This is a genomic window from Pantoea sp. X-Soil-TKNS-1280 (assembly GCF_059730475.1).
On record NZ_AP035964.1, the window covers coordinates 181,954 to 195,074 of the forward strand.

Here is a 13,121-nt window from a genome sequence, read left to right on the forward strand (position 1 = left end):
GATGTCACAGTCATCCACGCGCTCCGTTCTGACCTCAACGCACTGGGGGATTTACCAGTTGCAGATTGAGAACGCGACCATTGTCGGCGTGCAGCCCTGGGCAGATGATCCGGAACCCTCGCCGATTGGTGAATCGTTGCCGGAAGCGGTTGATGGTCCGGTGCGCATTGCTCGTCCTTTGATCCGACGTGGCTGGCTGGATAAAACCCCACGCGATCGTAAGCCGCGGGGCCGGGATGAATTTATCGAGGTGTCCTGGGACGAAGCACTGGGGCTGGTGGCGGGAGAGCTGGATCGTGTGCGGCGGCAATATGGTAACCCGGCGATTTATGCAGGTTCCTACGGCTGGGCCAGCGCTGGACGTTTCCATCATGCCCAAAGTCAGATCCATCGTTTTCTGAATCTGGCCGGGGGCTATACCGGCTCAGAGAATACCTACTCATCCGCGGCAGGTGAGGTGGTTCTGCCGTATATCATTGGCAATCAGCGCGGGTTGGTGAGTCACTACACCACCTGGGAGCAGATCGCCAATCATAGCGGCCTGGTGCTGACTTTTGGTGGCTTACCTGGCCGCAATAGCCAGATTCAGGGCGGCGGCGTCGGCAGGCACAATCATCAGCAGGCGCTACAACATGCTGCTGAGCAGGGCGTGCAGTTTATTAATGTTTCGCCCTGCCGCCAGGATATGCCGGAGCAGATGGCGTGTGACTGGCTACCCATCCGCCCGAATACCGATACCGCGTTGATGCTGGCGCTGTGCAGTGAATTGATCCGGCAGCAACGGCACGATATGGCGTTTATTCAGCGTTATACCGTGGGTTTCGATCAGGTTCTGGCCTATTTACAGGGTCAGGACGATGGCATAACCAGGGATGCGGCGTGGGCTGCGCAGATCTGTGACATTCCGCAGGCAAAGATTATCGAGCTGGCAGAGTTAATCGCCGCGAAGCGCACCATGATCATGGTTAACTGGGCCATTCAGCGCGCGGAATACGGCGAGCAGCCCTACTGGGCCGCTGTGACCCTGGCTGCTTTACTTGGGGATATCGGTTTACCGGGTGGTGGATTCGGTTTCGGCTACGCCTGTCTGAACGGCGTGGGTCAGGATGAACTGGGCTATCGCTGGCCAAGTCTGCCGCAGGGGAAGAATCCGGTTGAGGACAGTATCCCGGTGGCCCGGCTGGCCGATATGCTGCTGTCACCGCACGCGGAATATGCCTTTAACGGCAAGACGCTGCGTTACCCGGATATTCGTTTGGTGTACTGGGCGGGCGGTAACCCTTTTCATCATCATCAGGATCTTAATCGTCTGGTTGAAGCCTGGCAGCAACCGGAAACCATTATCGTGCAGGAACCATTCTGGACGGCCACCGCACGTCATGCCGATATTGTGTTGCCAGTCACCACTTCATTCGAGCGCAACGATCTGGCGCTGGTGAACCGCGATAACACCGTGGTGGCGATGAAGCAGGCGATCCCACCTTTCCGGGAAGCGCGGGATGATTACCGTATTTTCCAGGGACTGGCGCGACTGATGGGTTTTGAAGCGTCGTTCACCGAGGGGAAAACAGCAGAAGACTGGGTTGCTGAACTTTATGAGCAATCGCGCAGCCGCAATCCGCAATTGCCGCCGTTTACCCAGTTCTGGCAACAGGAAGTCACTACCTTCCCGTTAACTGACAGCCATTTCAACCTGCTGGCAGAATTTCGTGCCGATCCGCTGGCTCATCCTCTGCGCACGCCTTCGGGCCGCATTGAATTGTTTTCACAGCAGGTTGCCGATTTTGGTTATGCGCAGTGCCCGGGGCATGCGGTGTGGCTGGCACCGGATGAATGGCTGGGATCGGATCTGGCCCGGCATTATCCGATTCATCTGTTATCGCCACAGCCCGCGGACAAATTGCACAGCCAGTATGATCACGGCAAACACAGCCGCGCCGGAAAAGTTGCCGGACGTAATCGTCTGCTGATGAATGCAACTGATGCCGATGCGCGGGGGATTGGCGAGGGCGACATCGTGCGCATTTACAACGCGCGTGGTCAATGTCTTGCCGGGGTGAGGCTAACGGATACGTTGATACCCGGGGTGGCGCAACTGCCCACCGGTGCCTGGTTTGACCCGATCTATCTTGACGATGGTTGCCTGGATAAGCATGGCAATCCCAATGTCCTGACGCAGGATAAGGGCAGTTCTCCGCTCGCGCAGGGACCCAGTTGTAATTCTCTGTTAGTGGAAATTGAGCGCTATGCAGGCATAGCACCGCCTGTTACGGCATTTACCCCGCCGGATATTTATTACCAGACCGAATAAGTCTGCGGATTATTCAGCATTAAATAATGCGTGAGAAGTAGTCATGCGGTTTTAACAGCCAGGGTGATTTCATTCCGATTTGCAGTGGTATTCATTTAAATTTAAAAAGGTATGAATATGTCTTCGCAGAAATTCACATGTGAAAAGGTCATCACAGGTATCGTTGTTCTGGCCGACAGAATGATTGATGACGGTTTTGTCGCGATTAACCAGGGACTCGTTGTCGCGGTAGGTTCAGCAGAAGAGGGCGTGCCTGAAGCGAATGAGGTTATTGATTATCGTGGTAGCTATATTTTCCCCGGTGCGATTGATGCTCAGGTTCACAGCCGCAGTCAGAAAGACAATGAAGATTTTATCTGGTCAACGAAGGCCGCTGCTGCGGGCGGTGTGACCACCATCGTGGATATGCCTTATGATGCCGGGCGTTTAATCTGCAACGAAGAACTGTTTAACCTGAAAAGAGCAGAAGCAGAAGCGCAGGTCAGGGTTGATTTTGCTTTGTATGGCACGGTTCATCCAGAGGAAGGCAAACAACATCTGGCGGCGATGGCACAGGCCGGTGCCATCGGTTTTAAATTCTCCAGTTTCGGCACCGATGCTCAGCGTTTCCCGCGTATTGCCCCGCATATGCTGCATGAATGTTTTAGTGAAATCGCCTCGCTGGGTTTAATTGCCGGCGTGCATAACGAAAATGATGAGTCGGTTAAATTCCTGATTGAAAAATTGAAACAGGAAAATATCACCGACTATCGTGCGCATAATCTTTCCCGTCCTCGTTATACGGAAAATATCGCCAGTGCCGAAGTGTATGAACTGGGTGCGGAAACAGGTTGTCGTGCGCATATTGTTCACTGCTCGAATGGCCGTGGTATTCAATTATGCAAGAGTTATCGTGACCAGGGATACGATGTGACCGTCGAAACCTGCCTGCATTATTTAACACTCAGCGAAGAAGAAGATGTTGCCCGGCTGGTCGGAAAGGCAAAAATTAATCCACCGGTGCGCCAGAAAGCGGAGCGTGAAGCCTTGTGGCAACATCTGGAACAGGGAAATATTACCGTCCTTTCCACCGATCACGTTAGCTGGTCACTGGATCGCAAACAATCCGCCAATATGTTTGAAAACGCTTCAGGGGCGTCTGGTCTCGAACTGCTGGTGACGCTGGCGTTAACCGGTGCTGAACAACGCAATGTGGCCTTTCATCATCTGGCGAAAGTGCTGAGTTATAACGCGGCGCGGTTGTTTAAACTGGATAATTGCAAAGGCGCACTGGAATGCGGCAAAGATGCCGATCTGATCATCATTAAACGCGATCCTTATATCTATTCGGCGGCGGCCAGCGGCAATAACTTCTCTGGCTGGTCTCCTTATGATGGACGCGAAATCTATTACCGGGTTCAACGCACCATGCTGCGTGGTGAATGGGTCTATGCCAACAATGTGGTGACGGCAGCACCCGGCAATGGCCAGTTTGTGTCGCCACAGACCCGCCGTCAGGAGCCGGGCACATGCTGATCAACGACAATCGGATGTGGCAATGGCTGCAAACCCTGAGCCAGTACACCGACCCGGCGCAACCCTACACGCGTCGTTCGTTCAGCGATCGTTTCCTGCAAGGACGCGGCTGGTTAACCCAACTGATGCAGGAGCTGGGGCTGGCAACACGCATTGATAGCGCGGGCAATCTGATTGGTACCCTCCAGGGGACTGATCCTGACGCGGGAACTGTCGTTATAGGCTCTCACAGCGATACCGTGCCAGGGGGCGGGCGCTTTGACGGTATCGCCGGGGTGATTGCCGGGCTGGAGTGCGTGGCAGCCATGAGCCATGCCGGTTACCGGCCACGGCACACCCTTGAAATCATCGATTTTCTCGCGGAAGAACCCAGCGAATGGGGTGTTTCCTGCGTCGGCAGCCGGGGAATCAGTGGCTTTCTCGATGAAAAATTACTGGCGACACCACACCCGGTAAGTGGAGAAACGCTGCGGGAGGCGGTACGGCGTATGGGCGGCAATCCTGACCAGCTGTCTGTCAGAAACGACATCACCGCCAGTTTTGAACTGCACATTGAACAGGGGCAGATCCTCGAACATCACGAGGAGGATATCGGTATTGTCAGCGGCATTGTCGGGATTTTACGTCTGACGCTGACGTTAAGCGGCCAGGCCGCTCATGCCGGTACTACACCGATGGCGATGCGTCAGGATGCGCTGGTGGCGGCGGCCAACGTGATTCAGCGTGCCGATAGCCATGCGCGTGCGGTACTTAAAACCACTGATCACCATCTGACTGTTACCTGCGGGCAAATTTTCGCCTCACCCAACGCCAGCAATGTGGTGTCGGGTGAAGTCAGGCTGGTGTTTGACATCCGTTCAGACAATCACGCGTTGATGGAGACATTCGCCGCATCACTGCGAGCGATCGCCGCACAGGCAGCGGAGGAGTGCAGCGTCTCGTTGCATGATTTTGAAGTCCTGACGGACACCCATCCGACCTTATGTCACCCGCAGCTGATGGCGTTGATTGAGCAATCATGCCAGCAGCGCGGATGGCTATCCCGGGTCATGCCCAGCGGTGCCGGGCACGATAGCGCCTTTATCGCCACCCTCGCCCCCGCAGCAATGCTGTTTGTTCCCAGCCTGCTCGGCAAAAGCCACTGTCCGGAAGAGTGGACATCACAAGAACAACTGGCGCGTGGTATCAGCGTATTACTGGATTCTTTAATCGCTTTTGACCAGCGCGACTCCTGAACACCAGATTGCCGCCTCTCATTTAGCGTTCATTGCGGGGCGGCACAGAAAATAAGGTAGTGGATTAATCATGATTTCGTTCGAGAACGTCACCAAACATTATGAAGATGGCACGTTGGTTGTTGACCGGCTGTCCTTAACGGCACCGACCGGGAAGCTCACCATTCTTGTCGGGCCATCAGGATGTGGCAAAACCACCACATTACGCATGATTAATCGGTTAATTGAGCATTCATCGGGGAAAATTTTACTCAATGGTCAGTCCATTGAAGAAATGGACGTGGTCAAACTGCGCAGAAGAATTGGCTATGTCATTCAGAATGCGGGGCTTTTTCCGCATAAAAACATCATTGATAACATCGCCGTGACTGCCATTCTCAACGGTGCAACCCGCCAGGCAGCGCGAAAAACGGCACACGAATTGCTGGAACGGGTGGGGTTATCGGCAGCACTGGCAACCCGCTATCCCTGGCAGCTTTCGGGCGGACAGCAGCAGCGCGTTGGTGTTGCGCGGGCGCTGGCTTCTGACCCGGAATTTATGCTGATGGATGAGCCATTCAGTGCGGTTGACCCGGTGGTGCGTGAACAGCTGCAGGATGAATTTCTCCGTCTGCAACGGGAAATTGGCAAAACCATCATCATGGTCACCCACGATATTGATGAGGCGATGAAGCTGGGAGACCAGGTCGCGGTGCTGATGCCGGGTGGCAGACTGGCGCAAATGGCATCTCCGGCGACATTGCTTACCGCGCCTAAAAGCCCGTTTGTTGCTGATTTTATTGGCCGGGATCGTGGTTATCGCCGCTTAACTTTCAGCCCTTTGCACCCACAGTTGCCTTTGCAACCTGAACCCAGTATCAGCGTGGGCGAGAGTGTGGCCAACGCCAGAGCGCTGGCTCAGGGGCGCTGGATCCTGGTCACCGAAGATCAGAAACCGCTGGGATGGTTTGATGTGGAACAGACCACGGCAGCAATCGTTGACCTGCACGACATTAATCTTGGCAGCACTTTCTCGCCGTTATCCGGCACGTTACGTCAGCTGACGGACGCGGTTCTCAGCTCTCCCTGCCAAAGGGGCATTATTGTTGATGACCAGCAACGCCTGTTAGGGGCAATGGATTTTGATAATGTGCTGGAAACCCTGCGTGCCAGTAATAAGGAGGTGGGGTTATGAGGTTTGATTGGTTATTGCGGCAAAGCGATCAGATCTTCCAGCTGTTTATCTGGCATCTCTGGCTGTCTGTGGTGCCGGTGTTGATCGGCTTATTGCTGGCTATCCCGATTGGACGCTTAATTCAGGCTGTACCGCGCCTGAAAGCGCTCATCCTCAATCTGTTTGGCCTGCTTTATACCATTCCCTCGCTGGCGCTGTTTATTTTGCTGCCCGCCGTGCTGGGAACACGCATTCTCGACACCATCAATGTGGTGGTGGCGCTGACAATTTACGCCTTCGCCTTATTGGTGCGTACGGTATGCGATGGACTGGATTCCGTCGCGCCAGATATCCGCCAGGCGGCTCTCGCCCTGGGATACAAACCCTTGCAGCAATTTGTCGCCATCGATCTGCCGATCGCCATACCGGTGATTGCCGCAGGTATCCGTGTTGCCATCGTCTCTAACGTCAGCATTGTCTCGATTGCGGCGCTGGTGGGCACGCCACAATTAGGCAGTTTGTTTACCCAGGGTTTTCAGCTGCAATTTCTGACGCCGATCATCGCCGGGGTGGTGTTGTGCATTCTGCTGGCCTTTATCCTCGATAACCTGGTGGTCTATGGCACCCGTCGTCTGGTGCTGTGGCAACCGGCAAGGAGAAAATCATGATTGACTGGTTTGCTGATGGCGCACACTGGACGGGCGATGGCGGCTTATGGGTACTGATCTACCAACATCTGATTTACAGCGCGGTTGCCCTGATTTGTACCATGATCGTGGCCTTTCCGATTGGTTGTTACTGCGGCCATACCGGCAAAGGTGAACGATTATTACTCGGTTGCGCCAACGCTCTGCGGGCTTTGCCTTCATTTGGCCTGATCATTATCCTGGTGATTGTTCTGGGGCCGGTTTTTACCTCGGATTTAGCCTTTATCATCCCGAGCCTGATTGTGTTAATTGCCCTGGCACTGCCTTCGATCATGCTTGGCATCTGGTCGGGAATCACCAGTATCGATCGTACCGTGATTGATGCTGCCAGAGGAATGGGATATTCCGACTTACGTCTGTTATTAACCGTAGAATTACCCTGTGCCTTACCCTTGATTATTTCAGGTATTCGTAGCGCAACGCTGCAAATCATCTCCACCGCCACCATCGCTGCTTATGTTTCATTAGGCGGTCTGGGACGGTTAATTATTGATGGGCGCGCACAAAACGATTACCAACAGATGATTGCTGGCGCAGTGCTGGTGGCATTGCTGGCACTGCTTGTTGATTGCTTTTATTCACTGCTGATCAGAATCATTGTTTCCCCTGGTATTTTACGGCGGGAGTCCCTGCTGAAATCACCCATTCGTTTATTTTCTACACGCAACCGGAGTCTGCTTAAATGAAATTGAGTCATTTATTTGCCGTGTCACTGTTTTCTCTCGCGTTTGCTCAGGCATCCTATGCGGCAACGCCAACGACGATTATTGTCGGATCGGCGGATTTTCCTGAAAGCCAGCTGTTAGCGACTATTTATGCGGATGCGCTGGCAGCGAAGAATATTCATGTTGAAAGGAAAATGAATATTGGCAGCAGGGAGGTATACATGCCCGCGCTCACTGATGGCTCGATCAACCTGATTCCGGAATATACCGGTGCGGCTCTGCAATATTTTGATAAGAATTCTACGGCGAAAAGCAGCGATCAAGTGACCAGTGACCTGAAGAAGGTGTTGCCAAAAGGGATTGCCATGCTGACGCCCTCACAGGCTCAGGATGTGGTGACCCTCGCGGTAACGAAGAAAACCGCCAGTGAATATAATCTGAAAGATATCGATGATCTTAAGGATCACAGTAAAAATATGATCCTCGGCGGTCCGGCAGAATGGAAAACCCGTCCGGAAGGGATCCCCGGATTGAAATCAGTCTATGGGTTGAATTTTAAATCCTATAAAACGCTGGATGTCTGTGGTCCGCTGACGCTTTCTGCCCTGGAACACGGGCAGGTGAATGTTGCCTGTGTGTTCTCCACCGATCCTGCTATTAACACCAAAAATCTGGTGTCGTTAAAAGATACTAAAAATCTTAATCCGGTACAGAATGTCGTTCCCTTGCTGTCCGCCGATAAGGCAGATAAGACCGTGAGTGATACGTTAAATGCGATCTCTCAGGCGTTAACCACGGAAGATTTGATTGCGATGAATGCGCGTCTTAATGATCATGATGATTTTGATACGATCGCCAATGACTGGCTTAAAGCACATAAAATAAACTAACTCCACGCGGTGGAAGAGGAAACTTTTCCACCTGATTATCATGACGGCTGGATATGAAATGAAAGACTTCATGCATGCAGTGTTAATGAAGCAAGAGCGGGTGATATTAAGCGATCAGGGATGTTCCGTTGACGATATTGTGGCGATCGCTGCCGGGGCTAAGATTTCACTTGATACTGCCTCTCTGGAAAATATGCGCAAAACGCAAATGCTTATGCAGAGCGCAATAACCAGTGGCATGCCAATTTATGGTCTGACAACCGGTATCGGTGATTTGTATTCCGTCAAATTAACCCCTGAAGAGATCAAACGCACCCAACTGAATATGTTGCGTAGCCATGCCAGCGGGGTTGGTGAACCGCTCGATGCCTGCAATGTCAGGGCGATTATGGCAACCATCATTGTGGCTATGCTGAAAGGTGCCAGTGGTGTGTCACCTGAATTGCTCGCCACTATGGTGGCAATGCTGAACCAGGGGGTGATTCCCCGCGCCCCAATGGGTGGCTCGGTGGGGTATCTGATTGCGACGGCGCATATCGGGCTGGCGGTATTTGGCGAAGGCGAGTCCTGGTATCAGGGCGAACTGTTATCCGGCGCTGAAGCACTGCGTCGTGCGGGTATTGCGGTGCGTGAACCGGGGCCGCGTGAAGGGCATGCGCTGATCAGTGGCACTTATGAGATCAGTGGCCTCGGGGCGATAGCACTGGTCCGCTGTGAGGCGCTGATCAAGTTGGCCGATCTGGCTGGTGCGATGAGTCTGGAAGCCATGAAGGGGAATATCCGTGGTTACGATGCACGCTTGCATCGCTTTCGTCCGCATCCTGGCCAGATAGAAACCGCCGAACGCTTAGTGAAAATTTTAGCGGACAGTGCCATCCTGGCTCACTATCGTGACCATCGCTTGCAGGATGCGCTGAGTTTGCGCTGTATTCCGCAGGTGCACGGTGCGGTCCGGGATGCTATCGCCTGGTGCCGACGCGTGCTGGAGATAGAAATCAACTCGTTAACTGATAATCCGGTGTTTATTGTTGAAGATAACGTGTTAGTCGCCCTGCCTGGTGGTAATGGGCATGGTGCTCCGGTGGCACTGGCGCTTGATCACCTGGCGATAGCGATTGCCGCTTTATCAACGATATCGCAGGCCCGCAGCGATCGGCTGGTGAACGGCCATCTGAGTGGTTTACCGGGATTTCTTTCCGCTGATCAGGGCGGGGGTTCGGCATTCTCCATCTCGCCTTGCGTGGCGGCGGCGCTGTCTGCTGAGAACCGCCTGCTGGCGGCCCCGGCGTCAGTACACACCATGTCTACGGTGGCGGGACAGGAGGATCATATTTCGCAGGGCGCGGCATCTGCGCGTAAAGCGCAGGCTGCCACCCGTAATCTGGCCGATTTATTAAGTGTCGAATTGCTGTGCGCGGCCCAGGCACTGGATTTTCATGCACCATTACAACCCGCAACTGTCACCTCAGCGGCGCTGCAATTGATCAGAACAAAAGTGGTGTTTCGCGATCGTGACCGCGCCATGTACCCGGATTTGGCGGCGGTTCGTCTGTTCATTGATAACGGCGAGCTGAATAAGATTGTTGATGTGGTAATGGCATGAAGTGCGTCAGATATCGGCAAGTTAAATGTTCAAATTAGAATCCCTGTCAGCACCAGAAACAGCAACAACAGATAGATTCGTGCATGCCAGACATCCGGTACACGGGGAATATATTTGTGGCTGAACAACATGCCGCAAAAGCCCGCCATGGTAAGTAACAGCAGAATCTTCAGGTTAATGAATCCCAGATAATCGCCCTGCGGGATCAGCGCAGGGCCGCCCAGGCTATACATGCCTGCACCACACAGCGCCACTGGCAGTGATAAAGGGTTGGCCGCACTTACACAATTCTCCATCGCATAACCATGCCGACGTAACAAGGGGACTGTCATGACGCTGCCGCCGACGCCGAGCAGCGCCGCAATAAAACCAATGACTATTCCCCCTGCACTCAGGGTGATGGCAGATAAGGGTTTATAAGCAGGAGGCTGCATAAACCCTTTTCTTAATAAACAATCCGCCAGAGTAGCCAGCAGATAGAGGATAAATAAAAGTCTCACCTCATTATCAGTGAGGATACCAGCCAGCCAGGCACCCCCGAACGCGCCCGCAGCGATAAACCACAGCAGTGGAAAGACAACCTGAGTATGTAGTTTGCCAACCCGCCAGTTCTGCCAGCTCGCCCATCCGGCGTTGAACACCATCACTGCCGTCGATGTCGCCACGGCGATATGCATGGCATAGCCCGCGAGTGCTGGCTGATGATACAGCCGTTGATAAACGAAAGGGACAACGACAAAACCGCCGCCAAAACCAAAAAGTATCGTAGTTATACCGGTCGCAAAACCGACAAGAATAAGGGTGAGAATGTCGTTCACTGCGTCTTCCTTTTGATCGGGTCACTGTTCCCGCGAGAGATAAAGTCTGACAGGCGCGAGGCTGACTTCACATTTGCGCAGCGCTCATTTACCCTTGCCAATCGGTCAACATACGAGACAGAAATGCGTAACGTTCATATTAATGATTATGAAGACATTGAACGTGAGGTTGTTGCGGTAGGGAATGACTATCCAGGTGGTTATGTCTTGCCACCCCACCAGCATCGTCGCGCGCAGCTGTTATACGGGGCGACCGGGTTGATGCAGGTTACGACCCAGGCAGGCAACTGGACCGTACCTCCCCAGCACGCGGTGTGGATTCCGCCACAAACCACCCATAGCGTGACCTTCATCGGTGTCTCGACACGGAGTCTGTATATCGACCCTGCCAGGGCTAAAAGCCTGCACGGTGATGAACGTTGTAAGGTGGTTACGGTGTCACCTTTGCTCAGGCAATTGCTGATTGAAGCGGTGGCTTTGGCGCCACTGTATTTCTCAACACGGGATCATCAGCTGGTGGCATTACTTTTAAGCGAACTGGCCGCCATGCCGGTGCGTGAGTTTGATATCCCACTGCCACCGCATCCATTACTGCTACGTTTGTGCAATAGCTTCATCAGTACACCAGATATTCACGATTCTGCTGAGCGTTGGTCCAGCCAGCTTTTTATGAGCCTCAGCACTTTCCGCCGTTTTTTCCGCCAGCAAACAGGAATGTCGTTTTCCGACTGGCGACAGCGTGCATGTGTGGTCGTGGCGTTAAGCCAGCTGGTTGAAGGCATGTCGGTCAATGAAGTGGCTCTCACGATGGGATATGACAGCAGTTCCGCCTTTTCAACCATGTTCCGCCGGATAACGGGCCAGCCTCCCTCGGCATACCATCCCTGAACGGGAAGTGGCACATCAGATCCTCTTTCGCCGCAACATAATCTAACCCGCTTGCCACCACTCCGTTATCTCACTTAGAATCCCAATAAAAGAACGTAAACTTAATTTAATTCTCAAAATGAGATTTATTTTGGCAAGGTTATACACCAGATGGAGGAGAAATGATTTCAGTGCAGAAGTACCGGCCAGAGATCCGGGCTGTTTTACTGTCACTGGCGGCTTGCGGCGTGCTGATTATCGGCATGGGATATGGGCGGTTCGCGTTTACCGGTGTGATGCCGGTAATGCTGCATGAACACATTCTCAGCCTGAACGAAGGCAATGTCGCTGCTTCAGCCAATTACACCGGTTATCTGATCGGCGCGTTGTTATTATCCAAAGCCCGGCCCAGCGATGCCCGTCTTTTGTGTCAGGGGTCAGTGCTGGCAACGCTTGCCGCTATCGTGGCACTTGCCTGGTTGCGTTCACCGCTGGCGATTATAGTGGTGCGAGGCATGGCGGGTTTGTGCAGTGCCGTCAGTCTGATTTCGGCTTCGTTATGGTTGCTGCAACATATGAAGCATGCGCACGGTGCGCCGCTGATGTATGCCGGTGTCGGGCTGGGCATCTTTCTCTCTGCGGAGTTTATTGCGCTGGGAAAAGCGCTGATGCTAACCAGCCAGAGTATCTGGCTGCTCTGTGCGGTGAGTGCCGGTTGCATTTTCCTGTTGATCTTCCGGCTCCTTAATAGCCCGCCGGAGACACTAATTCACTACCACCGACCGACTTCTGCCGTGGCGTCTGGCGGCACCGAAACCCGTAGCGCCGCTTACCGTCTGCTGATGGTGTATGGCCTGGCCGGTTTTGGCTACATCATCACGGCAACCTATTTGCCGCTGTTCCTTTCAGGCTCGTTGTCCGGCATTGATCCTGTGCAGATCTGGGCAGTCTTTGGCCTTGCCGCCGTTCCTTCCTGCTTCTTCTGGCACCGTCTGGTGATGTCCAGGGGTTATCGGCAGAGTTTACTGCTGAATCTGTGTATCCAGGCGGTGGGGGTAATATTACCTGCCTTCAGCCACGCACTTTTGTTCTGTCTGATCAGTGCACTGCTGGTGGGCTTCACCTTTATGGGCACTGTCACTCTGGCTCTGCCCGAAGCAAAACGTCTGGCTGGCGTGGTGAGTTTTAATATGATTGCCGCAATGACCGCCGCTTATGGCGTTGGGCAAATTGCCGGTCCGCTGATTGCCGGTGCGCTTTATGCCGCCACCGGCTCTTTTAATCCTTCGCTGGGTGCCGCCGCTGCTGCGCTGCTGGCTGCGGCGGCCATTGCCTGGTCAGCGTAACGGCGAACAGG

Annotated in this window: 11 protein-coding genes; 10 read left to right on the top strand and 1 reads right to left on the bottom strand. The window is 53.6% G+C overall.

Annotation, left to right across the window (positions count from 1 at the left end):
- Position 1: 1 nt before the first annotated feature.
- The 8 genes from AC6I8X_RS24105 (at position 2) to AC6I8X_RS24140 (ending at position 10,079) form a co-directional block, all read left to right on the top strand.
- Positions 2-2,311, top strand: coding sequence for a molybdopterin-dependent oxidoreductase (locus tag AC6I8X_RS24105; RefSeq protein WP_497841657.1), 2,310 nt, complete (start codon positions 2-4; stop codon positions 2,309-2,311).
- A 117-nt stretch (positions 2,312-2,428) separates the two neighbouring features.
- Positions 2,429-3,826, top strand: coding sequence for a hydantoin-5-propionate amidohydrolase (gene ertD / locus AC6I8X_RS24110; RefSeq protein WP_497841658.1), 1,398 nt, complete (start codon positions 2,429-2,431; stop codon positions 3,824-3,826).
- Positions 3,820-5,061 carry an N-carbamyl-l-glutamate amidohydrolase ErtE gene (ertE, locus tag AC6I8X_RS24115; RefSeq protein ID WP_497841659.1) on the top strand — a complete coding sequence of 414 codons (1,242 nt, stop codon included), beginning with the start codon at positions 3,820-3,822 and terminating at the stop codon, positions 5,059-5,061. The genes ertD and ertE overlap by 7 nt, the downstream gene beginning before the upstream one ends.
- 70 nt (positions 5,062-5,131) lie before the next feature.
- On the top strand, positions 5,132-6,235 hold the full coding sequence (locus AC6I8X_RS24120) for an ABC transporter ATP-binding protein (protein ID WP_497841660.1): 1,104 nt from the start codon (positions 5,132-5,134) through the stop codon (positions 6,233-6,235).
- Positions 6,232-6,882, top strand: coding sequence for an ABC transporter permease (locus tag AC6I8X_RS24125; RefSeq protein WP_497841661.1), 651 nt, complete (start codon positions 6,232-6,234; stop codon positions 6,880-6,882). Before AC6I8X_RS24120 ends, AC6I8X_RS24125 begins: the two co-directional genes overlap by 4 nt.
- Positions 6,879-7,607, top strand: coding sequence for an ABC transporter permease (locus tag AC6I8X_RS24130; protein WP_497841662.1), 729 nt, complete (start codon positions 6,879-6,881; stop codon positions 7,605-7,607). The genes AC6I8X_RS24125 and AC6I8X_RS24130 overlap by 4 nt, the downstream gene beginning before the upstream one ends.
- Positions 7,604-8,476: an ABC transporter substrate-binding protein gene (locus AC6I8X_RS24135; protein ID WP_497841663.1), complete on the top strand. Its 873-nt coding sequence runs from the start codon at positions 7,604-7,606 to the stop codon at positions 8,474-8,476. The genes AC6I8X_RS24130 and AC6I8X_RS24135 overlap by 4 nt, the downstream gene beginning before the upstream one ends.
- Before the next feature lie 85 nt (positions 8,477-8,561).
- The gene (locus AC6I8X_RS24140; RefSeq protein WP_497841688.1) at positions 8,562-10,079 is read left to right on the top strand and encodes an HAL/PAL/TAL family ammonia-lyase; all 1,518 of its coding nucleotides are present in this window, start codon (positions 8,562-8,564) and stop codon (positions 10,077-10,079) included.
- A gap of 29 nt (positions 10,080-10,108) precedes the next feature.
- On the opposite strand, the gene AC6I8X_RS24145 is transcribed toward AC6I8X_RS24140, so the two are convergent.
- Positions 10,109-10,897, bottom strand: a complete 789-nt coding sequence (locus AC6I8X_RS24145; protein ID WP_497841664.1) for a sulfite exporter TauE/SafE family protein — start codon at positions 10,895-10,897, stop codon at positions 10,109-10,111.
- 123 nt (positions 10,898-11,020) lie between these two features.
- On the opposite strand from AC6I8X_RS24145, the gene AC6I8X_RS24150 reads away from it, so the two are divergent.
- Positions 11,021-11,785 (top strand): AraC family transcriptional regulator, encoded by a 765-nt coding sequence (locus AC6I8X_RS24150; protein ID WP_497841665.1) that lies wholly within the window; start codon positions 11,021-11,023, stop codon positions 11,783-11,785.
- Between the two features lie 164 nt (positions 11,786-11,949).
- Positions 11,950-13,110: a YbfB/YjiJ family MFS transporter gene (locus tag AC6I8X_RS24155; RefSeq protein WP_497841689.1), complete on the top strand. Its 1,161-nt coding sequence runs from the start codon at positions 11,950-11,952 to the stop codon at positions 13,108-13,110.
- The last annotated feature ends 11 nt before the right edge of the window (positions 13,111-13,121 follow it).

Coding starts and splice junctions, on each gene's coding strand:
- AC6I8X_RS24120 (WP_497841660.1), top strand. CDS start 5,132: ATGATTTCGTTCGAGAACGTCACCAAACATTATGAAGATGGCACGTTG.
- AC6I8X_RS24140 (WP_497841688.1), top strand. CDS start 8,562: ATGAAGCAAGAGCGGGTGATATTAAGCGATCAGGGATGTTCCGTTGAC.
- AC6I8X_RS24125 (WP_497841661.1), top strand. CDS start 6,232: ATGAGGTTTGATTGGTTATTGCGGCAAAGCGATCAGATCTTCCAGCTG.
- ertE (WP_497841659.1), top strand. CDS start 3,820: ATGCTGATCAACGACAATCGGATGTGGCAATGGCTGCAAACCCTGAGC.
- AC6I8X_RS24105 (WP_497841657.1), top strand. CDS start 2: ATGTCACAGTCATCCACGCGCTCCGTTCTGACCTCAACGCACTGGGGG.
- AC6I8X_RS24135 (WP_497841663.1), top strand. CDS start 7,604: ATGAAATTGAGTCATTTATTTGCCGTGTCACTGTTTTCTCTCGCGTTT.
- AC6I8X_RS24130 (WP_497841662.1), top strand. CDS start 6,879: ATGATTGACTGGTTTGCTGATGGCGCACACTGGACGGGCGATGGCGGC.
- ertD (WP_497841658.1), top strand. CDS start 2,429: ATGTCTTCGCAGAAATTCACATGTGAAAAGGTCATCACAGGTATCGTT.
- AC6I8X_RS24150 (WP_497841665.1), top strand. CDS start 11,021: ATGCGTAACGTTCATATTAATGATTATGAAGACATTGAACGTGAGGTT.